The 23,886-nt window shown below is 35.6% G+C and carries 18 protein-coding genes and 1 tRNA gene; 15 read left to right on the top strand and 4 right to left on the bottom strand.

Going from position 1 to position 23,886, the window contains the following annotated elements; all coding sequences use genetic code 11:
• Window positions 1-14: 14 nt before the first annotated feature.
• Entirely contained in the window at window positions 15-1,037 is a 1,023-nt protein-coding gene (gene ruvB / locus KKG99_05735; protein ID MBU1012486.1) for a Holliday junction branch migration DNA helicase RuvB, read from the bottom strand.
• Window positions 1,038-1,177: 140 nt separating this feature from the next.
• Between ruvB and KKG99_05740 the strand changes: the two genes are divergently transcribed.
• Genes KKG99_05740 through KKG99_05750 form a run of 3 tightly spaced genes read left to right on the top strand, consistent with a single transcriptional unit; the run spans window position 1,178 to window position 3,323 of the window.
• Window positions 1,178-2,005: a universal stress protein gene (locus KKG99_05740; protein MBU1012487.1), complete on the top strand. Its 828-nt coding sequence runs from the start codon at window positions 1,178-1,180 to the stop codon at window positions 2,003-2,005.
• A gap of 10 nt (window positions 2,006-2,015) precedes the next feature.
• Window positions 2,016-2,453, top strand: coding sequence for an SPOR domain-containing protein (locus tag KKG99_05745; GenBank protein ID MBU1012488.1), 438 nt, complete (start codon window positions 2,016-2,018; stop codon window positions 2,451-2,453).
• 18 nt (window positions 2,454-2,471) lie between these two features.
• The gene (locus tag KKG99_05750) at window positions 2,472-3,323 is read left to right on the top strand and encodes a universal stress protein (GenBank protein ID MBU1012489.1); all 852 of its coding nucleotides are present in this window, start codon (window positions 2,472-2,474) and stop codon (window positions 3,321-3,323) included.
• Window positions 3,324-3,383: 60 nt separating this feature from the next.
• Here KKG99_05750 and fbaA read toward each other — a convergent pair whose 3' ends face one another.
• Entirely contained in the window at window positions 3,384-4,463 is a 1,080-nt protein-coding gene (gene fbaA / locus KKG99_05755) for a class II fructose-bisphosphate aldolase (protein MBU1012490.1), read from the bottom strand.
• Between the two features lie 149 nt (window positions 4,464-4,612).
• Window positions 4,613-5,617 carry an aspartate--ammonia ligase gene (gene asnA / locus KKG99_05760; GenBank protein ID MBU1012491.1) on the bottom strand — a complete coding sequence of 335 codons (1,005 nt, stop codon included), beginning with the start codon at window positions 5,615-5,617 and terminating at the stop codon, window positions 4,613-4,615.
• A 504-nt stretch (window positions 5,618-6,121) separates the two neighbouring features.
• Between asnA and KKG99_05765 the strand changes: the two genes are divergently transcribed.
• Window positions 6,122-6,195: transfer RNA gene (locus KKG99_05765), tRNA-Arg, on the top strand.
• Between the two features lie 337 nt (window positions 6,196-6,532).
• Here KKG99_05765 and KKG99_05770 read toward each other — a convergent pair.
• Entirely contained in the window at window positions 6,533-7,033 is a 501-nt protein-coding gene (locus KKG99_05770; protein ID MBU1012492.1) for a MarR family transcriptional regulator, read from the bottom strand.
• Between the two features lie 147 nt (window positions 7,034-7,180).
• On the opposite strand from KKG99_05770, the gene KKG99_05775 reads away from it, so the two are divergent.
• From KKG99_05775 to KKG99_05825, 11 genes are all read left to right on the top strand, one after another.
• Window positions 7,181-7,666: an asparaginase gene (locus KKG99_05775; GenBank protein ID MBU1012493.1), complete on the top strand. Its 486-nt coding sequence runs from the start codon at window positions 7,181-7,183 to the stop codon at window positions 7,664-7,666.
• A gap of 1 nt (window position 7,667) precedes the next feature.
• A complete protein-coding gene (locus KKG99_05780) occupies window positions 7,668-8,039 on the top strand; it encodes a RidA family protein (protein MBU1012494.1) in 372 nt (123 codons plus the stop codon).
• A 12-nt stretch (window positions 8,040-8,051) separates the two neighbouring features.
• On the top strand, window positions 8,052-8,987 hold the full coding sequence (locus tag KKG99_05785) for a threonine/serine dehydratase (GenBank protein ID MBU1012495.1): 936 nt from the start codon (window positions 8,052-8,054) through the stop codon (window positions 8,985-8,987).
• 345 nt (window positions 8,988-9,332) lie between these two features.
• On the top strand, window positions 9,333-11,246 hold the full coding sequence (locus KKG99_05790) for a TonB-dependent receptor (GenBank protein MBU1012496.1): 1,914 nt from the start codon (window positions 9,333-9,335) through the stop codon (window positions 11,244-11,246).
• Window positions 11,247-11,895: 649 nt separating this feature from the next.
• The gene (locus tag KKG99_05795; GenBank protein MBU1012497.1) at window positions 11,896-13,179 is read left to right on the top strand and encodes a dicarboxylate/amino acid:cation symporter; all 1,284 of its coding nucleotides are present in this window, start codon (window positions 11,896-11,898) and stop codon (window positions 13,177-13,179) included.
• A 413-nt stretch (window positions 13,180-13,592) separates the two neighbouring features.
• Window positions 13,593-15,359: an alkaline phosphatase D family protein gene (locus KKG99_05800; GenBank protein ID MBU1012498.1), complete on the top strand. Its 1,767-nt coding sequence runs from the start codon at window positions 13,593-13,595 to the stop codon at window positions 15,357-15,359.
• A 176-nt stretch (window positions 15,360-15,535) separates the two neighbouring features.
• Window positions 15,536-18,544: a TonB-dependent receptor gene (locus tag KKG99_05805; GenBank protein ID MBU1012499.1), complete on the top strand. Its 3,009-nt coding sequence runs from the start codon at window positions 15,536-15,538 to the stop codon at window positions 18,542-18,544.
• A 34-nt stretch (window positions 18,545-18,578) separates the two neighbouring features.
• On the top strand, window positions 18,579-19,982 hold the full coding sequence (locus tag KKG99_05810; GenBank protein MBU1012500.1) for a RagB/SusD family nutrient uptake outer membrane protein: 1,404 nt from the start codon (window positions 18,579-18,581) through the stop codon (window positions 19,980-19,982).
• A gap of 270 nt (window positions 19,983-20,252) precedes the next feature.
• The gene (locus tag KKG99_05815) at window positions 20,253-20,945 is read left to right on the top strand and encodes a helix-turn-helix transcriptional regulator (protein MBU1012501.1); all 693 of its coding nucleotides are present in this window, start codon (window positions 20,253-20,255) and stop codon (window positions 20,943-20,945) included.
• Between the two features lie 73 nt (window positions 20,946-21,018).
• Window positions 21,019-22,488, top strand: a complete 1,470-nt coding sequence (locus KKG99_05820; protein MBU1012502.1) for an alpha/beta hydrolase — start codon at window positions 21,019-21,021, stop codon at window positions 22,486-22,488.
• Window positions 22,489-22,557: 69 nt separating this feature from the next.
• Window positions 22,558-23,829, top strand: a complete 1,272-nt coding sequence (locus KKG99_05825) for an aminotransferase class V-fold PLP-dependent enzyme (GenBank protein MBU1012503.1) — start codon at window positions 22,558-22,560, stop codon at window positions 23,827-23,829.
• The last annotated feature ends 57 nt before the right edge of the window (window positions 23,830-23,886 follow it).

The following is a 23,886-nucleotide window of genomic DNA, read 5'->3' on the forward strand; positions in this document are numbered from 1 at the left end:
CAAATCTCATTTATTTAAAAAAGAGAAGACTGATCTTTTTCTTTAATTTTCCCTAGGTGCTTATAAGCCAATGCTGTCACTTCACGTCCACGTGGAGTACGCATCATATATCCTTCCTGGATCAGAAAGGGTTCATAAACTTCTTCAATGGTTCCGGCTTCTTCGCCAACGGCGGTTGAAATGGTTGAAATTCCCACAGGGCCTCCTTTGAACTTTTCGATGATCGTTAAAAGGATGCGATTATCCATTTCGTCAAGTCCGTTTTTATCAACATTTAATGCAGCCAGGGCATATTGAGCAATGGCCAAATCAATGTTTCCGTTCCCTTTTATTTGGGCAAAGTCGCGCACGCGTCGCAAAAGTAAGTTTGCAATTCGTGGGGTTCCCCTGCTTCTTCTTGAAATTTCAGAGGCAGCATCTTCGGTTAACCTCACATTTAATATGGTGGCTGATCTTTTAATGATCGCTTTTAATGTATCAGCATCGTAATACGAAAGTCGTGAATTGATTCCGAATCTGGAACGTAATGGAGCTGTCAGTAATCCGGAACGGGTTGTTGCTCCAATTAAGGTAAATGGATTTAGCGATATTTGAACACTGCGGGCATTAGGGCCGGATTCAATCATGATATCGATCTTGAAATCTTCCATGGCCGAATAAAGATACTCCTCTACGACGGGGCTTAAACGATGAATTTCATCAATAAACAACACATCATTTTCTTCCAGGTTGGTAAGCAAACCTGCCAAATCGCCCGGTTTATCAAGTACCGGTCCTGATGAAACCTTAATCCCAACATTCAATTCATTCGAAATAATATAGGACAAAGTGGTTTTTCCTAAGCCGGGTGGGCCATGCAAAAGCACATGATCTAACGCTTCACCCCTTTGTTTGGCAGCCTCCACAAAAATTTTAAGGTTCTCGACTACTTTTGGCTGACCAAAGAAATCCCTAAAGTCGGCTGGTCGTAGTACCTTTTCAATTTCTTTCTCACCGGGGCTTAAATGATCTTTATCCGGATCTAAATTTTCGTTCATTTATCGATCAATATTTTAAATAACAAATGTAATAAATTAAGGGATTCCATCTTAAACTTAAAGTTTTACGACCTAAAACATGGTTTTAGGATGAATAATTAGCTAATTTAGCGGAGATATCCATATTAATTCATACAATTATGCAAGAAATCATTGTAGCCATCGATTTTTCAAATTGCTCACTTCACGCACTTGATTATGCCATTATGATCGCAAATCATCACCATGCAAATGTTAAAATGATATGGGTGGACAATCAATCTTCACCGGAAATGGTTTTCACACATGAAGAGCAAGCGATAAGACAAGAAATGAAAGGTTATTTTGAAGAAATTCTTTTGAAATACCGCCCTAAATTAATCAAGGGAAAACTTGATTATAAGCTAAGAATGGGAAAGGTTTTTAATGAAGTTTCTGCACAGGCAAAGCATGATAATGCCTTTTTGATTGTTACGGGAACCCATGGGGTTAGTGGTTTTGAAAGATACTGGGTTGGAAGTAATACTTATAGAATTGTGACCAATGCACCTTGCCCTGTTGTTATTGTACGAAAGGAATTTGCTTTTGGAAATTCGATTAAGAATATAGTTATTCCTATTGATAGCACTAAAGATTCAATTGAGAAATTGATTTTTACTTCAGAATTGGCAAAAGTTTTTGATGCCCAAGTTCACGTTTTGGCGGTTTATCCTCAAATGATAAAGGCTTTAAAACTTAAAGTGGATCAAAATATTGAAAAAGCCATACAATATCTTGATAAAAATAAAGTTAAATTTGCAGTCGAAACTGTGATGTCTGATGATTTAACAGGAGCGCTTATTAATTATGCAACCTTACAAAAGGTAGATTTAATTGCAATAATGACCGAACAAGGAGTTACGAATTCAAGCGTATTTCTTGGGCCCAATGCAAGGCAAATAATTAACAATTCGCCCATTCCGGTTATGAACATCAGGCCAAAGATGTAATTGTAAAAACATGAATTTGAAAAAATATTTCTTAATACTGATAACCCTGATTAATTCATGCTCAATATTTTCTCAACAATTCCGTGCAAATGGGCAGGTCAGAATTTATCAGGATGAACGAATTGATAGTTTGGTTTCTTTTCATCGTGTATTAAATGAATATAGCTTGGCAAATGAAGAGCATAACGGAATAGAAGGATATCGGATTCATTTGTTTTTTGAATCCGGAAATAATTCGAAGGCCCGTACCATGAGCGTAAGAGATGAGTTTTTAAGAATATATCCGGAGGTTGGAGCTTATGTTATTTATGGTTCACCTTATTATCGTTTAAGAGTGGGCGATTTCAGATCAAAAATCGAAGCAGAGCAATTTCTTCAACAAATTATAAGGAAATATCCTGCAGCATATGTCATAAAAACCAAAATCAAATTTCCCAAATTAGATTAAACATAATTCAATTCTCAGATGATAAAAAACATTCTGGTTGCAATTGATTTCTCAAAATGTTCGATAAATGCACTTGAACATGCAATTAATATTGGAAATAAAGCGGCTGCCAATATTGTAATGGTATGGGTTAATCGACCCGATTTTTCAAAGGATATTTTTGTTGATCTGACAGAAAATATTGTTGATGAGGCTGAAAATCGCTTTAAAGCTTTGATCGAAAAATATGTAAAGATTTTCAAGCATGAACTAAGTTATAAAATAAAGACCGGGAAAATTTACAGTGAAATTGTGGATGAGGCCGAAAAATCCAATGCTTCCATCATCATCACCGGAACACATGGCTCATCAGGATTCGAAAAATTTTGGCTTGGAAGCAATGCCTACAAAATTGTAATGTCGACCACTTTGCCGGTCATTACAATACCTGCCAGTTCGCAAATTGCAAATAACCTGAATAAGATTGTTTTACCCATTGATAGTACCCCTGAAACACGACAAAAAATAATTTTCACCGGGATTATCGCCGGATTATTCAAAGCTAAAGTGTTTGTATTGGCTGTAAATTCATCCAAATCTGAATCGGTTATCGGAAGAGTGAAGAAATATGCGAATCAAGTGATCGAATATTTTAAAGAAGAAGATATTGAATTTGAACTTACAACTGTAGATGCTGAAAATGTTACGCAGGCAAGCATTCAATACGCAACAAAAATTGAAGCAAATTTGATTTCAATTATGACTGAACAGGAAAAGTCGACCGCTAATATCCTATTAGGACCCTATGCTTCGCAGATGATCAATACTTCGCCGATCCCTGTTCTTTGTATTCATCCCAAAATTCTTTCAGAAACAATTTCACTCAAATAGTCATAAAAAAAGACCCTAAACTTAATTAAGAGTCTTTTTTATGTATAAAATTATGTATGCTTAGTTTCGGTTTATGGCATTCAAATTTTCGAATGCAATTTTAAGCCTATCTACAATTGCCAATTCCCCTGCTCTTAACCATTTTCGTGGATCATAATATTTTTTATTGGGCTTATCTTCACCTTCGGGATTACCAATTTGAGATTGCAGGTAGTCGCCGTATTTTTCCACATAGTTTTTAACACCCAACCAAAATGCCCACTGAGTATCGGTATCGATATTCATCTTCACAACTCCGTACGATATGGCTTCCTTGATTTTTGCAGGCTCGCTTCCTGATCCACCATGAAAAACAAAGCATACGGGATTAATATTGGTATTGAATTTCTTTTGGATATACTCCTGAGAATTTTTCAAAATAATGGGTTCCAAATTTACATTTCCCGGTTTGTAAACACCGTGAACATTGCCAAATGCGGCGGCAATTGTAAATCGACTGCTTATTGAGCTTAATGCCTCATACATTGCAGATACCTCCTCAGGTTGCGTATATAATTTCGAACTGTCAACACCTGAATTATCAACACCATCTTCTTCTCCACCTGTAATACCCAGTTCTATTTCGAGGGTCATCCCAATTTTACTCATGCGTGTTAAATATTGTTTACAAATGGCAATATTTTCTTCCAAAGTTTCTTCCGAAAGATCAAGCATGTGCGAGCTGAACAAAGGTTTACCAAATTGTTTGAAATGCTTTTCACCTGCATCCAATAATCCATCAATCCATGGTAAAAGTTTTTTTGCTGCATGATCGGTATGAATGATTACCGGAATTCCATATTGTTCAGCCATTAGATGAATATGAAGCGCACCCGAAATGGTACCTTGCAAAGCTGCTTTACCACCATCATTATTTGCTCCCTGACCACCATAAAACTGCCCGCCACCACTCGAAAACTGAACAATTACAGGAGAATTAACCACTTTTGCGGCTTCTAAAACAGCATTAATTGAGTTGGTTCCAACAACATTTACAGCAGGTATGGCAAATTGATTTGCTTTTGCAATTCTAAAAATTTCCTGAACATCATCTCCGGTCACTACACCGGGAGCAACTTTATCAAATACTTTTTCTGACATGGGTTTTGGTTTGATTGATTAGAGTTCAAAAATAAGCAATTTCATCGTTTAAAAAAGATAGATTCTTCGAATTATTATGCAATAATTCGATAAAAATGAAACTAAGGAGATTGAGTATTTTTGTCAATCTCCTCAAGCCAAACGCCAAATCACATTAAATACACGCCTTCTTTCTTCATGTCCTCACGAATGGAGTCGGACCATAAACTTACCTGTACCTCACCGATATGTTTCTTTTTCAGCATGAACATACATAAGCGTGATTGGCCAATCCCGCCACCAATGCTTTGAGTGAGCTTGTCATTTAAAATTTGTTGATGGAAAAATAATTCCTTTCTTGCGGATTTTCCACTCATTTCTAACTGTTTAAGCAAAGCATTTTTGTCAACGCGTATGCCCATAGAAGATAGTTCGAATGCATTTTTTAGCTCCGGGTGCCAAACAATAATATCTCCGTTCAAACCTTTATAACCGTTAACGGTGCTTGTAGTCCAGTCGTCATAATCGGGAGCACGTCCATCATGGGCTTCGCCCGAACTTAACTTGTCCCCGATACCGATAATAAAAACAGCCTTATGCTTTTTTGTAATTTCCGATTCCCGTTTACGGGGAGTTAATTCAGGATAGAGATTCAAAAGTTCTTCTGCATGGATAAAAGTTATTTGATCGGGCAAAATTGCCTTGTGTTCCGGGTATTTTTCTTGCACTAACAGTTCCGTTTTCTTAATGGCTTCATATATTTTTTTTACTTCAGATGTTAAAGTTGATAAACTTCTTTGTTCAACAGTAAGATGTTTTTCCCAATCCCATTGGTCAACATAAATAGAGTGAATTGAGGAGAAATCTTCATCCGGTCGGATGGCTCTCATATCGGTGAGTATCCCTTTATCGGCTTCAACGCCTAATTCTTTTAAGCGCAATCGCTTCCATTTTGCGAGTGAGTTTACAATAACAGCTTTTCTGTCTTGAAGTGCTTTTATTGGGAATCCAACTACTCTTTCAATTCCGTTTAAATCATCGTTAATGCCGGTTCCGTCCAAAACCATGAGCGGTGCAGATATTTTATAGAGATCGAGTTGTTTTGAAAGTAGTTTTTCAAATGTTTCTTTAACGAAACTAATGGATTGTTCTGTTTTTAAAAAGTCGGTTTTCATGTTTTAAGATTTAAGATTTCAGATTCAAGACGCAAGATTAAGGATGTGTTCATAGAAACTTATTATTTTATTCTTGTTTTACCTTTGTCATGATTCGAATTATTATTATGGTTTATTATGAAATAAAAAAAGCCCGCTGAAACAGCAGGCTTATGACATAGAAAGTGCATAACCTGCTAAGGTGAAAAATTATTATTATTGAAATTGTTATTCAGGTTATTCATTTCTGTTTTTTTTGCACAAAAAAAGCCCTCCGATTTCGGAAGGCTTTTTAAAAATATTTTTACAATTTAAAAAATAAGCTTTCCGACACCTAATAAATGATTATTAGCGTTATTATTGGTAAGATTATTATTTAAATTTCTGAACATTCGTTACTTGATTTTCTGCTGACAAATTTAGGCGTATTTTTTAAAAAACCAATAAAAACAATTTTTTTAATCAGAATCTACTTTCTTTTGATAATTACAAAAATGAATTCTTAACTTTGCGCCACTAAATAATGGCTCCGTAGTTCAACTGGATAGAATATCTGACTTCGGATCAGAGGGTTAGGGGTTCGAATCCCTTCGGAGTCACTTACTGATTAAAACATTTTTAGGAAGGCAAAAGCAGGCACAAAAAAGCTTGCTTTTTTTGTGAGTGGGCTTTTGTCTTCAAATTGCGAAGCAATTAAAGTTTTAATTCCTTGTAATGAATTTGAAAGGATCATGAAATAATCCCTTCGGAGTCACTTATTTAAATGGCTCAAGGAAGATTATAACCTTGAGTCATTCTTTTTGAAGACTTTAGGGATGAGAAGTTTATCTCGTCAAGCATGTAAATCCCTTCTGGGTAAGCTCAACAAAAAGATTAAGTTCCAAAATAATCTTAATCCTTTTATCATCTGCAAAAAACTACGGTAAGTGTCATAAATTATTCTGATTCTAAGAATATTAATAGTTTTTTTAGTAAGATTGCAAGTTCTTCATGCTCAGTTTTATTAAAAACTTCTACTACCGACTTAGCATCTTTAAATCTTATTACAATTGCTTCATCAATAATTTTTATTCCCTTTTCTGTTAATCCGGCCAATTTAATGCGTCCATCTTGTGTATTCGGGGCCCGATAAATTAATTGTAATTTCGTAAGTCTATCCAACAAGGCAGTCATAGCTCCTGAAGTTATTAAAACCGATTTCATTAATTGTTTTGGAGATAATTCATAAGGTGCTCCCGACCGTCTTATGGTAGCTAATACATCTAAATCTGTATAATAGATATTACTGTTTTTTAGAGCTTTATTCGTTCTTTTTTCAAGAATTTTGCTAAGTTTTAAGATACGACCAACCACTTGCATTGATTCAACGTCAAGTTCTGGCCTCTCTTTTTTCCATTCAGCAATTAATATATCTATGATGTCGCTGTCTTCTTTCATAAAAAATTACTTCTAAATTTTCATTAAACAAAACTACAAAATAATATCTTCATATAAAGATAAATGATGTATATTTGTAAAATACTTATTAAAAGGCGTTTTTAAATGCTTAGAAAATTATTATTAGATATTTAATGTGTAATAAAAATGAAGATAGTATTTATTCAAACAGGGGGTACAATTGATAAAGATTATCCTCACACAACTAGAGGATGGGCATTTGAATTTGGAGAACCTGCAACACACAGGATTTTAGAAAAATTGAATCCTTCGTTTGATTATGAAGTGCTTACATCTTGTCAGAAAGACAGCCTTGAAATTACTGAAGAAGATAGGGCAAATCTGGTTTATTTAATCCAGAATCATGAAGGAAGTAAATTTATTATCACGCACGGAACAGATACGATGTTGGAAACAGCTGCCTATCTTAGAAAACGTATTAAGGACAAATTGATTATCATTACTGGCTCGATGCGTCCGGAAAGGTTTAGTAACTCTGAAGCTCCAATAAATATAGGTAGTGCTATAGCTACTGCTAACTTGATGAAAAAAGGAGTTTTTATTGCTATGCATGGTATCGTAAAAAAGGACACTGAAATAAAAAGGAATTTTAACACAGGAAAATATTTTTAATATGAAAATTAGAACTAGCCAAAGAATACCCAAGAGTAATGGGCATTACTCACAGTGCATTGAACATAATGGTATTCTGTATTTATCCGGACAATTACCTATCGACCCGATAACTAGAAATATTCCGGAAACGATCGAAGAACAAGCTGATTTGGTGCTAAAAAATATAGAAACAATATTAAAAGAAGTTGGTAGTTCTAAAAACAAAGTGTTACAAGTACGTGTTTATGTTCCAAGTATCGAGTTGTGGGATAAGGTAAATGATCGATATAGTTTGTTTTTTGAAAGTCACAAGCCGGCCAGATGTATAATTCCTACACGTGAATTACACTTCGGATGCCTTATTGAAATTGAAGTAACAGCCATATCATAAGCTCATAAAATTATGCAAAAAGAAGACCTTATTATAGCCCATCAGAGAATTAAACCATTTATTCATGATACAGCAATACTTAGTTCAAAATATATTAATGAAATTGTAGGTGCAAATCTTCTATTTAAATGTGAAAACTTTCAGAAAATGGGAGCTTTTAAAATGAGAGGAGCAACTAATGCAATAATGCAATTAACAGATGCACAAAAAAAGAAAGGTGTGGTAACACATTCGTCAGGTAATTTTTCACAAGCATTATCTCTTGCAGCCAAAAGTTTAGGTGTTAAAGCATTTATTGTCATGCCGTCCAATTCAACTCAAATCAAGAAGGATGCAGTTAGGGGATATGGGGTGGATATTATTGAATGTGAATCTACACTTATAGCAAGAGAAACTACTGCCGAAGAAATTCAGCAAAGAGAAGGAGCTACTTTTATTCATCCTTCAAACAATATTGATGTTATTTTAGGACAGGGAACGGCATGTAAAGAGTTTTTGGAAAAACAACCTGATTTAGAATATATTTTCGTACCTGTTGGCGGAGGGGGGTTGATTGCCGGAACTGCTTTAGCGGCTTTATATTTCGGAAATAATTGCAAAGTAATTGGAGCAGAACCATTTGAGGCTGATGATGCATATAGGTCTTTACTAAGTGGAGTTATAGAGTCAAATATTTCTACAAATACTATCGCAGATGGGCTTAAAACAGAATTAGGAGATATAAACTTCCCGATAATTCAAAAGTATGTCGACCGGATAATACGTGTAACAGAAGAGGAGATAATAAGTGCCATGCGATTATTATGGGAGCGAATGAAAATTGTTGTGGAACCTTCAAGTGCAGTCGCATTGGCAGCTTTAATAAAGGAAAGCCATTTATTTAGCAACAAAAATTTAGGTATTATCATTTCTGGCGGAAATGTCGATTTACATAAATTACCTTTTTAGATTATCCTTAATCTAAGATTAAAATAAGTCAATAAAATAGCATGTTGACTACCTCCTAAATTATCGCCGATATAATAAAAATATCGAGGATTGTATAAAGACAAATGCAATATGTATAATTAATTATATATTTATTTGTTTTACGTATAATATATTATATTTTTACTCTTTGTAATAGTACAATTCTTAAACTCAGATAAATTTATAACTAATTTTATAAGTTAAGATTTATGATTCTTAAACAGAGTAATGTGGTATTATTTAGTCATCAGGTAATCATAATTATTGTATAAGCGATACGGCCATAACCTAAGAAGCATAATATCAATTTTTAATAATAATGAAATGAAACCATTTTTAGTATTTGTAATTATCCTTCTGCTTTTGAATGGTTATTCTCAAACAAGTGATAGTTTAAAAAGATCTGATTTGAAGGAGCTTGTTGTTACCGCCTCACGCAATCAAAAATTATTGACCAAAACACCCGAAGTAATGCAAATTATTACTTCGAAAGATATTGAGCAGCTTAATGTAAACTCTACGGGAGAAATACTTGAATACGTAACAGGTGTAAATATTGAATCAGGCACTGGAAGTGGCTATCCCAAAAGGAGCATCGTTAGTTTAGATGGATTTCCTGCCAATTACACTTTAATCATGGTTGATGGTATTCGTTTAATCACAGAACATATACATACAGGACAAAACATCGATATTATTCCACCTGAAAATATTGAACGAATAGAAATTATAAAAGGAGCCGCATCAGCGCAATATGGGAGTGATGCTATGGGAGGGATTGTAAATATTGTTACAAAAAAAGCATCCGATAAAACAGAATCAAGTATCTCTTTTTCTGGAGGGAGCTATAATACCTATAATACAACACTATCTGTTCTAACTCCGGTAAACGATAAAGTTAGTGTTTCTACATTATCAAATTATGAGCAATCGGCTGGTGTTCCTATATTAGCACCAAGTCATCGAATTGGAAAAATGGGATATACCAAATTCAGTACGATGAATAATTTGAGTTGGGTTATAAGCTCAAAATCTTCCTTAAATTCGAATTTATATTACTCTCATAATAGTATGGAATTCAGGGATGATAATGTGTATGGCAGAATGCTGTTATCATCAATGGATTATAAGCACATTCTTAATAATCATATAAATGTAACTGCACGCTTAAAATATTCTCACTGGAATGCCGAACAAAGTAAAGAGGATAATGGAGTATTAAATCCTGAGATCTATTTCAGTTGGACTAAATTTAAAAATAACATCATCACTTTTGGAACTGATTTAAATCATACAAAATTTAGGCGTTCTGCAGTACTGGAACACAACCAGAATGCCCTTGGTGCTTTTGTGCAAGATGAAATTGAGTTGGATAAATGGTCGTTTCTTGCTGCATTGCGTTATGATAAAACAGACAATATCAAAGCTGTTCTTACACCAAAGTTTGCAGTGATGTACCAGCCGTATTATAATTTGCGCTTAAGAGCCTCTTTTGGCAGAGGATTTCATGCGCCATCAGTTATGGAGTTATATGAAGAAGGTTATGGTCACGGGGGAAGAGCTTATCGTTTCGGAAATCCAGATTTACAACCCGAATATAGTATAACATCAACTTTTAGTATTGAATATGCACCAATACAGAATTTTCAGCTCTTAATTCATGGATATTATAATACGATAAGCAATATGATTACCCCTGTATATAGTGGAATATGGGAGGAAAACCCAAATCCTGATAAGGTGATTGATAAATGGGTTCGGACAAATATTCATGAAGCAAAAATATATGGCCTTGAAACAACTGTAAAATATCAATTGAATAATAAATTTTTATTGGAGTGTGGATATAACTATTCATACAACGAGAATAGTTCAACTGGAAGACAATTGCCATATTTTCCGGGAGAAGCTTTTTTCTCAAAAATTATATACAAATACAATCTATCTCCTAAATTAGATGGATCATGCTTTGTTAGTTTAAGGGCTACCAAAAATCGAAGTGCATGGGACTGGAAGCCTGCTACTGGAAATGATTTTGATAACCCTGATGGATTAATCAGAGAATTAAAAGATTATCAGTTAATAAATGTGGGTGTGAAATTTACCTACAATAAAAATTTAAATTTGTTTTTGAATGCTGGGAATATATTAGGTCAGAATATTCAAAGACTGGATGATTCCTTTACTGAAATTGATGGCGAACCGACCCTAAAGATAGGGTGTTTGATAAGTCTTTAAATAGATTCTCCATAATCTATACTGTTGAAAATAAATTAACAAATTATTGATCAATCTAACCTTGCAAATAAATGATCGGTATTTCTATTTGTGATATTCATTTTAGTAAACACCATGATTTATAACATTAAAAACAATTATGTTGGTTAAAAGGTAATATTTCTGAATATAGGAATCCTTTCTGAGCTGATATTGGCAAACATAAAAAACTGATCATGAGCTGATTACGATAAATGATATTAGCCGTTAAATTAGGATCTGACCCTCAATTTTCCTTTATTAAAAATTAGAATAATCATAAATATATAGAATATAATTTTTTATATTATATATGATTAAATATATAATTTATTATATCTTTGTTTTTTTAATGGTGCGGATAGTTATCAGGGTTAAAGGTTTGGAACACTTTTATTGATTGTAATTATGTTGCAACCAAGCTCAGTGTAATTGGATTGTAAATAAATTTTATAACTGTTCCGTAGTTCGTTTCATAGTAGTGCAGAAACAAGTTTATGTTTCGGTAAGAATGGTTGTTTGGTTTGGGCAATCAAGTTGCCTTTTGGATAAAATATCCAAAAGGCAACTTTTACTTTAAAATTTTTAAAAGCAAATATGAAAAATAGTAACATATAATTCAGATCGTTTTATGAAAAAGAAAATTCCTCTATGGTTGAAAATTATTCTTGGCATGATCCTCGGAGTAGTATGGGGGCTTATTGCTGTTAGTTTTGGTTTAGAAAAGTTTACTTCCGATTGGGTTAAGCCTTGGGGTACGATTTTTATAAAAATGTTGAAATTAATAGCCGTTCCACTCATTTTTATCTCACTTGTTAAAGGAATTACAAGTTTATCAGATGTCTCTAAACTTACCCGGATTGGAATTAAAACCCTGTCATTTTTTATTATAACTACTATAATATCAGTTCTAATCGGCTTATTTTTGGTTAACACATTTAGACCTGGTGATACTTTTCCTGAACAAAAGCGCACAGAATTTCAAATGATGCACGAACAAAATGTAAAAGAAAAGGAACAAATGGCATCAAATGTTAAAAATCAATCTCCACTTTATATTATTGAAGACATCGTTCCTGACAACATTCTTAAAGCTGCCGGAGATAATACGAAAATGTTGCAGGTTATCTTCTTTGCCATTTTATTTGCCGTATCCATGCTTCTTCTTGATAGCCATAAAGTACTGTCAGTTAAAAATTTATTCGAAAGTCTTAATGATATTATTATAAAAATTGTGGATATCATTATGAAATTTGCACCCATTGGCGTATTTGCCTTACTGGCCGCCTTAGTTTCAGATTTCTCGGCTGATGCAGGGTTGTTTTGGGCACTTGGTAAATATGCCTTATTAGTCAGCTTTGGGCTAATCGGATTGTTATTTGTCTTATATCCGCCTATTATTTTATTATTCACCAGAGTGAAACTTAAAACCATTTTTCGGGCTCTTTTACCTACTCAAATGGTTGCGTTCTCTACAAGTTCAAGTAATGCAACATTGCCAATTAATATGCGACAATGTACAAATGAATTGGGTGTATCGGGAAGTGTTGCGAATTTTGTTCTACCCATAGGAGCAACGATTAATATGAATGGAGTAACATTTTATCAGGCGATTGCTGCTGTTTTTATCGCGCAGGTATTTGGTATGGACTTAACGATAATACAGCAATTGACCATTGTTCTTACTGCAACACTAGCTGCCATAGGCACTCCAGGTGTTCCCGGTGGTGGAATCATCATGATGGTTATTGTTTTGGATGCAGCTGGAATTCCTCCCGAAGGGCTTGCCTTAATTCTTGGTATAGACAGACCTTTAGATATGATTCGAACTGCGGTAAATGTGACCGGTGATGCTATTGCCGCCGTTGTTATTGCTCATAGTGAAAAAGAGTTGGATTATTCTATTCAGAAATGATATTAATATTAATACTGTGTATTTTTTAAATGATCAAATTGATGTTCGTTATTTTAAATTAATGTTTTCATGTTAATAAGAATAAAATTAATAATATATAAATTTATCTATTTTATTTGCTTTTATGTATAATTTATTATATATTTACAAGATAAAAGCGCGTATATTCTATCAAAAAACAATATTTATAATAGCCAAATTAGTTTAAAAAATTTACTAAAAGATTGAATGATAAATAAATAACAATATTAAAATTGAAAGAAATGTTTGACAATCAAAAATCACTTAAATCAAGGAGTTCTCGAATAAGACACTCCGGATTACTGGGAATCTTTCTAGCGGTCAGTCTTATTGCTACAATTTCATTAGATGAAGTTAAGGCGCAAGAAGCCGCACAAATTTCGCATGGCCCAATGCTAGGACATCTTGGTGCTCATGAGATTGGTGTTTGGGCACGCACGTTTAAACCTGGAACTTTTTGGGTTCGGTACGGGCTTTCACCAGATAAGATGGACTATTTATCGGATGGGGCAACCACAACTATTGAGCACGACAATACCGGTTGGGTTCTGATTAAAAATTTGAAGGCAGATACTAAGTATTACTATGCATTAACAGTAAAAGGCGGAACTGCCACTATGCTTAATCGTACCGGATCGTTCCGAACCCTGCCCGACACAGAAGAAATGAAAGATCCTAAGGTAAATCCGGAAGGATTGTTCAATTTCAGTTTTGAATACGCCTGCGGAAACAGTCAGGGCAGCAATGGATTTGGCCCTAGTCTTCCAACCTTCCGGACCATGTTAGACAAGATAAGCAACAAGATTAATTTTGCCATTCTCAATGGTGATTGGTTGTACGAGGCTGAACGAGAATATCCTGCAGAAAGTTGGTTAAAACAAGTTGGACTTACAAAGGAACAAACTCCAAGGGTTGTTGATCTTGCTCCAAAAATAGTCGGTGTATGGGAAAATTACAAATCATATCTCGACAGAGGTTATAATCTTGCAGAGTGGCACCGTGTCGTTCCTTCATTTTATACGATTGATGACCATGAAATTTTTGACAATACTTATGGAGCCGGACAAATAGGACGTGTAGACCACAAGGCAGTGTACCGTGATATAGGGGTTCAGGCATGGCATGATTATCTGGCATGGAGTAATCCAACTGAATTCACTCAAGGTATTACCTTCGGCAGGGCAAAACTCAAAGCCGGTAGTGATATTTTAATTGATACAGAAACAGACTTCACAAAACTCGATCTCAGTCAGGCCGCTACCCTCCAGGTATTTTGGGGTGGACCCTATGATGGAATCCGAAACATTCCCAAAGGAACCCAACCCGGAAACCCCAATAGTGGGGTTTATCAGATCATTGAAGTAATAGATGCACATAAAATCCGTGTTTATCCATCTGCAAAAAAGAATGGCAATCCTGTGTATTCTATCGGACGAAGATCTTATGGTAAAATGAGGGTAAGTAATTCTGATATCTTTTTACTTGATGTCCGCTCTCACCAGGACATGCATGATACGAGTGACCCCTATAAAAAAGGAATCTCAATAATGGGCAAAGAACAAAAAGCCTGGTTAAAGTCAGAAATGCTGAAAAGCGATGCTGAGTTTTTCTTTGTCGTTTCATCGGTTAATTTTAGTATTCCTCACGAGGGAGGAACTGGCGGAAGCACAGCAGATCAGATAGCTACAGGGCAAATTGGCAGGGATGATGCATGGACCAGTTATGTAGAAGAGCGAACAGAAATGATCGATTTTTGGGAATCACTGGGTAAACCTGTATTTGTCCTTACCGGTGATTTACACAACAGTTTTGCAGTAAAGATGACTAATAATGTTTGGGAATTTGCTTCAGGACCGCACAACTCACGCAATCATGCTCTTGGGGCAGAAGGTAATCGTCCTGTGAATGGAATATATAATTCAAGGGGAAGTGAAGTTGATATTCGTTGGTCAACAGCTATTCTAAATGATGTACCTGGTGCGTTAAGGTATATTCCTAATTATTGTGTGGTTCAGGTTAATAACGTTTTTAATAATCCTGTAGAGGAAGGCAAGGACAGATGGATACCATTTCCAAGGCCTCACGTTATTTTCCAGTATTACAACGGCTTAACCGGTGATTTAATGTATGCTGAAACCATTCAGGCAATAACCAAATAGCAGGATTATACTTTTTTAACTGATTATAAAATGGTTTAAAGAATTTATTACTTGAAAATACAAATTCATTGCCTATGGAAAATAACGACTAATTTATGGTTTTTGAAATCTACGATCGTAAAGCATAAATAAAAGCTACAACTTAATTAAAACATTATCAAATTAATATTTTTTTTATGAAACGAAAATTAACAATTTTTTTAATCTTTTTTCTCGGGATGCAAATAGCATATGCTCAAGGAAAAGTTGTAACCGGTACGGTTACAAGTGCTGAGGATGGAACAACCATCCCAGGAGTAACGATAATGGTTACTGGTACAACAACAGGTGTGACAACTGACGTGAATGGTAAATACCAAATAACTTTACCAAATAATAATGCAGTACTCAAATTTTCATTTATTGGCTTCAAAAGTCAATCAATAACTGTTGGTCAGGCTTCAACCATAAATGTAACTTTAGAGCTCGACCTTGTGGGCCTCGAAGAGGTTGTGGTTATTGGTTACGGTACTTCCACAAAAGAAGCACTTACTGGTGCTGTTCAAGTGGTTGGAAGTGAAAAGTTATCAATGCTTCCTGCAGCCACACTTGAAAATGCCCTGCAAGGAGGAGTTACAGGTCTTATGATGAACAATGCTGATGGACAGCCTGGTGCAGGAGCCGAAATCCGTATCAGAGGTATTGGGTCCATCAATGCATCCAGTGAGCCATTATATGTTATCGATGGGATTCCAGTACAATCTGGCTCTCCTTCACCAACTGATTTTTCTAATGAGGGGAAAAGCTCTAATATTATGTCAACCATGAACCCGAACGATATCGAAAGTATTTCTGTATTGAAAGATGCATCGGCAACAGCCATTTATGGTTCACGTGGTGCCAATGGTGTAATTCTTATTACAACTAAAGGCGGTAAAGCAGGTAAAACTAAAATTAATTTCAGTGCTTCAACCGGTTTCTCCGATAATGCGTACAATAATTTGCAGGAGCCTCTTAATGCAGCCCAATACAAAGAATTATTCATTGAAGGATATACAAACAGGGGCGAATCGGCTGCTACAGCTACTGCACGTTTCGACGATTGGTTTCCTGAGGCAGCTACTACAAATACAAACTGGATTGACGAAATTTATCGAACCGGTAAAACAAAACAATATAACGTTGATGTAAGTGGCGGAGCTAATGGAATAACCTATTTTGCTTCTATCGGATATTATGACCAGGAAGGTGTTGTGGTCGGAACTGATTTTGAACGATTTTCATCGCGATTAAATATTGTTGCTAAATTGACCGATAAATTGACCATTACTAATAATATTAATCTTGGACGAACAATGGCTCATGGAGTCGATGATAAAACATCATGGACTAATCCAATGCACGTAGGATATTTTACTCCCCCACAAATTCCGGTTTATGATGAATATGGAAGATTCTATGGTGATCATTTAGTTTTAGGAATGAACGGCAGCAACCCTTTAGGTGTTTTATTGGAAGATGAGCGATGGCAAAAACAAACGCGTATCACGGACAACCTCACGGCAAGTTATAAAATCCGTGAAGATTTAGTTTTTAAATCCGCCTGGAGTTTTGACATGGTTGGAGTTAACGAATTCCAATATCAGAATCCGAGATATGGGGATGCCCGACTTGTGGGTGGTAGTGGAGATGAGGGAACTCAGAATACCCTTAACTGGATTGGAACCCAAACCTTGAATTACAATAAACTTTTTGGACAAGATCACAGCTTCGATGCGTTGTTAGGTTATGAAGCACAAAAATATGAAAGTAGATCGATCAGGGCCAGAGCTGAAGGTTATCCAAATGCAACGCTCAGAACACTAGCCAATGCTGCAAATCCAATGGTGGCAACTAGTTCAGGAACATCTTATGCTTTTGCTTCTATGTTCTCCAGATTTTCTTATAATTATGCCGGAAAATATTATGCAACTGCAAGTTTCCGTCGTGATGGTTCTTCACGTTTTGGTCAGAACTCTCGCTGGGGTAACTTCTGGTCTCTTGGAACATCCTGGCGAGTTACCCAAGAGGATTTTATGAAAGATATCAAATGGATAAATAATTTGAAATTGAGAGTATCTTATGGTATAACCGGTAATGCAAGCATTGGTAATTTCGATGCAGTTGCTTTATATGGTTTTGGTAACGACTATGATGGCATTGCAGGTTCAGCACCTTCTAACATCGGCAATCCTTATCTTACCTGGGAAGGCCAAAGTACTTTGGATATTGGTATAGACTTATTTGTATTTGATCGGGTTAGTGCAACCGTTAATTATTTCCACAGAAAAAACAATGATCTGTTATTAGATCGACCATTATCTGAAACTACTGGTTTTAATGGTAATCTGCAAAATGTTGGAGATATGTTGAACAGAGGTTTTGAGATCGAGGCTAATGCCCAAATCGTTAAATCAGCTGATTTTAACTGGGATTTAGGGTTTAATATTACTTTAATGAAAAATGAGGTAACCAGACTTGATGAACCAATTATTGATGGTGCTCAAAATCATACAGAAGGACGTGATTACTATGAATTTTATATGTGGCACTGGGCCGGTGTAAATCCTGCAAACGGTCAAGCTCAGTGGTATAAAGATGAAACCATGACCACAATTACAGAAAAGGTAAAAGATGCTGTACCATTCTTTACCGGTAAATCAGCATTGCCAAGTGCTTATGGAGGGGTTAATACCAATTTAAGTTATAAAGGTTTCAGTTTAAGTGCACAGATTGTATTTGTTTGGGATAAATGGGTATATAATAACCAATCCAAAGGTATTGAAAGTGATGGAGCCCGTGCTCCCAGAAGCACAAATTTGTACGCATTTGAAAACCGATGGACTACACCCGGGCAGGAAGCCCTTGTTCCGAAATTTGTATGGGGAAACTCATCCAAGAGTAATCAAACAAACAGTACCCGTTACTTATATGATGCAACATATATTCGCTTAAGAGATCTTACTTTAGCATATACCTTTAATAAATCAATTACTGAAAAGCTTGATATTTCTTCATTAAGGGTATTCGTACAAGCAAATAACTATTTTACCTGGGTCAGATCAAAACATTATCAATATGATCCTGAATCAGATACTAATGGTATTGTTAATGGTACTGTGCCAAAAACCAAATCCATTACTTTGGGTGTAAATGTGGGATTTTAATCAATCGTTTGTAGAAATGTTAAAATAAACAATTATGAAAAAACTTATAAATAAAATATCAGGAAAGTCTCCGCTGATAGCAATATTGGTTGTGTTTTTCACGGTATCATGTTCAAAAGATTTTCTGGAGTTACAGCCGGAACAAGCAGTTTCAATGAGTCAGGCTTTGAAAACTAACGCTGATTTTAATGCCGCTATTACAGGATGTTATGATGGATTGCAAAGCGGAAACTATTATGGTAAATTCTTTATTATGACTCCCGATGTTATGAGTGATGATGCCAAAGGAGGTGCTCTTGTTAACAGGGCTTCTGATTGGCATTCATACCAAGGATCATCTACCGATCGAAGTAACTTGGCTGAGAATATCTGGTCAATTGGTTATAGGGTTATTGATCGTGCTAACAGAATTTTGGAATCAGGAACTGATCTGAATATTAATGAAATTAAAGGTCAGGCCTATGCTTTTAGAGCACTTGCTCATTTTGATTTAGTTCGTATATATGCACAGCATTATACTTTTACCGCAGATGCATCACATTTGGGTGTGCCAATTGTTACAACAGTTGATCCATTAGCAAAACCTGCGCGTAATACGGTCAAAGAAGTTTATGATCAGGTAATTGCCGATTTTAATTCATCACTTCAATTGATCAATGACAATAAAAACTCTTTTTACTTTTCAAAAAATGTTGTAAAAGCCTTATTGTCAAGAGTATATCTTTACAAAGAGGATTGGACTAATTCAGTGGCTATGGCGAATGATGTCATTAACAGTGGTAAATATTCTCTGGTAAGCAATGCGAATTATGCCAAAATTTTCAGTACTGATCATAGCGCTGAAACAATCTTCGAAATTGACATGAACCCTACTGATAACAATGGCAGCGGTTCCCTTGCAGGTAATTATTTAGCTACAGGATATGCCGAATACTTACCATCCATGGATCTGGTAAATCTTATTCCCAATGGTGATGTTCGCAAAACATTGTTCAAAGAAGATACTAAACTTGGTGGTGGGGATTTTGGCTGGTTAAGGGTTAATAAATATAGCAATGCTTTAGGTTATGACAATACTCCTGTAATTCGACTCTCAGAAGTTTATCTTAACCGAGCTGAGGCCAACTATCATTTGAATAATGCAAGTGCTGCTCAGGCTGATGTGAATCTTATTCGTAAGAGAGGTTTACCAACTGCCGCCAGTGTAACGGCAACAGGGGCTGCACTTCTAGAAGAAATATTACTTGAAAGAAGAATTGAGCTCTCATTCGAAGGTCATAGATTATGGGATTTAACCAGAAATAAAAAGGGAGTTTTCAGAAATAATTGCACATCAACAACGTGTTCTGTTCCTTATCCTGATAATCGTTTCGTTTTAGCAATTGGTAAATTTGAGATTGATGCTAATGAGAATATTATTCAAAATCCAGGTTACTAGATATTTGGTTCATAAATAGTGGTAATAATTGGGGAGGTTAGTAGAAAAGTCCCGCTTTTAGCGGGACTTTTAAATCCTAAAGTTAGTTAAGAAAATTTTATGTTTTATAGGTGTAAATTATGATAACAAAAAATGAACAATTTTCCATTAAATTCTTAACTTTAAAACCAATTTCTTAGCTAATGAAGATTAATATCAAAACCACTTGTCAAGAAATGAATTATTGTTCTGATAATTTGTGATATTGCAGTACAACAACCATCAAGAGTTATGACAGAAAATATAGTTGCAGAAAACTTAAGACCATTTTTATCCATCGCCAAAATGATTGGATCTAGTTTCGGAAGAAATTGTGAAGTTATCCTTCATGATCTCTCAATTCCACAAAAATCAGTTGTTTTTGTTGTAAATGGGCATGTTACTGGACGTAAAGTTGGTCAACCTTTTGATCACCTTTTAAGTATTGTGTTGTCTTCCAAAGATTTTAAAGATGACTATTTAGCAAATTATCAAACTGTCGCTAAAGATGGTAGGTTGATCAAATCTTCTACCGTCTTAATTCGAGATGCTAAGAATTACTTAATTGGAGCTCTATGTATAAATTACGATATTTCAATGGCACAACCGATTCAAAATTTTATCAATGATTTTGTTTCAACCAATACAACTGTAAAAAGAGAATCTGCATTAGCTGAAAGAATTCCTGAATCCTTTGATAACGAACCAGAATCGTCTGATAATATTACTGAGACTACCAACGATTTAATCAGAAGAATTATTGGGAACGTTGATATAAAAAGCATGAAGCGGAAGGCAAGAGTTTCACTCATACAGTTTATGGAAGAAAAGGGAGTCTTTCTGATAAAAGGGTCAATTGATACGGTTGCAGAAATGATGCAAATATCAAAAGTTACGGTTTACAGCTATCTCGATGTTCTAAAAAAACAGAAGCTTAATAAATAAAAACAACAAAACAATCATGATATCGAAGAAACTATTATTTATAATAGGGCTAATGTTGTGCATTAACACATCAATGAATGCCCAAAAGAAAACTTTTCATACTTCAAAAGCACCTGCACCGAAAGCCGGAAGTATGTTTATATTCCCTGAGCGGATAATCCTTAAAGATGGGGGATTTTATAATGCAGAACGGGCAACAATGTTTGTTCCATTAAATCGATCAGTAAAAAACAGCGATGTTATATCTTTGGATGTTTATCGCTTTAAAGCATCGGGAAAGGCAAATCCAAATACACCTCCCATTTTTTATCTTCATGGAGGGCCTAGCTTTGAGGGCTTGGAAGATCAGTTAAAAGAGATTGGAAATTTTGAGAAAAATTGGCAATTCATGCTGGATGTTGCTGACGTTGTAATTGTTAGTCAACGAGGAATTGGCCCTTCAAAACCTACTACAACAATTGAAACCACTCAGGAAACTTTTCCGCCAGATGTTGCCTATAACAACGAGCAGGCAATTGAAAGTCTGCAAAAATTATTGGCAAAGGAAAGAAAGGAATGGGAAGATTTAGGGCTCGACCTTAAAGGTTTCACAGTGCTTGAAGCTGCTGAAGATGTAAATGATGTGCGAAAAGCTTTTGGATATGACAAGATTACCATATGGGGCGGAAGTTTCGGATCACATTGGGGAATGTCATTGATGCGTTTACATCCTGAAATTATTGAACGTGCCATTCTTAGAGGTATGGAAGGGCCTGATCACACTTATGATCACCCAGGACACACATGGAATGTCTATAAAAGAATGGCAGAAGAAGCAGAGAATTCACCAGAACTGCAAGGACTCATTCCTGAAGGCGGGCTTATTGCCGCAGTCGAAACAATTGTCAAAAGACTTGAAAACAAACCCATTACAGTCGAAGTTAAAGACCCTAAAACCGGCAATGTTCAAAATGTTTTATTTGATGCCCATTCAGCCAGGCAACTTTCAAGAGGATATTCAAATAGCCTGGAATCATGGCCGGCCGACATTATAACCCTCTATAATGGAGACTTTACAAAAGCCGCAGAAAATGTGATTAAAAAGTATAAAAATAGCGAGCGCACTTTCAAAACTGCAAGTTATTATGTGCTTGATTGCGGATCAGGAATAACTGCAGAGCGACTTGAAGAACATTTGGCAGACCCTGCTACTCAAATTCTTGAAACCGGATGGGGTTACATCAATGGTTGTCCATGTTGGGACAGTGATTTAGGCGATGATTTCCGTAAAAATTTTGAAACAGATATTCCAACAGTAATTGTTCAGGGTACATGGGATAGAAGCACTCCTTATGAAAATGCACTCGAATTAGTTCCTTACTTTAAAGACTCTAAATTTATTCCTTTTAAAAGAGGACCTCATGGTGCAATAAAAGTTGCGTTGCAAGTTTCAGAGGATTTTAAAAAAGGCATACTTAGATTTGTGGAAAGTGGTGACCGTTCTGAATTACCCGATAAAGTGGAACTACCAACTCTCAAATGGACAGTGCCCCAAATTAAATAATATGGCTAATAATTACGCCCCGAAGAATTAACTCTAGGAGCCATTTACTAACACATTTAATTAATAAAAATGAGACAATATAATACGAATGGATTATTCCCAGCTAAGTTATTAAAAGAAATCAGAAATCAGTTTGTTTATGTTGATTGGGATCCATATACAGGCAAACGCATATTTTTTGAAGCTGCTTCTGGTTCTTGCCGGCCAAAAGGAGTTGTTGAAGCAATGGCTAAAGAAACTGCCCTGCCCGACCAGCAAGGAAGGCTTAATCCAGGTGCAGCTCATTCAGACGAGATTACGGCTAAAGGAATTGCAGACCTGATGACTTTTTTTGGTGCAAAATCAGGCCAGACAATACCTGGCTGGAGCAGCAGTCATGTTATTTACAGAATTACGGATGCTGTGTTATCATCAGTTCCCGGAACAAATGTAGTCACAACAGGTCTCGACCACGCTTCGGTAAGAAGTGCATTAACCCAATTTGCAGAAAAATACCATAAGGAAGAACGCATCGCAGAACCCGATTTAGAAACTGGTTCTGTTAAGATTTCAAATATTTTAAGTAAAATTGACAAAAACACTTGTTTTCTGGTCGTTACCCACTTATCAAATGTTACAGGCGAAATATATGATGTAAAAACCATTGTTGAAGAGGCAAGAAAAATTAAACCTGATTTATTTATCATGGTTGACGGTGTTCAATACACACCATCAGGACTTGTTGATGTTGAAGATATTGGAGCTGATGCTTACGTTATGGCTCCTTATAAAAATTATGGCGTTAAAGGCTGTGGTTACGCCCATGCTTCAGACAGGTTAGCAAATCTGCCCCACTGGAAATACATTTTTAAACCATCAAATAGCTGGGATTTAGGCGGAGTTGAACACCAATCATATGCAGCCTGGTCGGCTGTTGTCGATTATTTATGCTGGCTTGGGAGCTTTTTTAACAGCTCTCTCGACAGAAGAGAACTTGTCGTAACGGCAATGAACAGAATTAAAGCCCATCAGGAAGGCCTTTTATCAATCTTGCTTAAAGGAACCGATGAAACTCCCGGATTTGATCAAATGGAAAAAGTTACAGTTTATGGAATGGGAGATGATCTAACAAAACAATCGTTGCTAGTCGGATTTAATATTGAAGGTATCGAATCTGAAAGAGTTTGTGAATTATATAAAGAAAAACAACTCAGGCTTCATGCCCCCGGGCATGATCCATTCTTTGCAGCCATGTTAAAACAACTCGGGATTTCAAGTTTTGTAAGACTCTCAGGCTCTCACTATAATTCGCCAGAAGAGATTGAAATTTTTCTGAAAGCGACTGCTTCTATCATTAATTAGATTATTTAAATCGATGATTGTTATTAAAAATATTTTTTCAGAATACGAAAGTAGCTA

Source organism: Bacteroidota bacterium (assembly GCA_018816945.1).
In the GTDB taxonomy this organism is placed as follows: domain Bacteria; phylum Bacteroidota; class Bacteroidia; order Bacteroidales.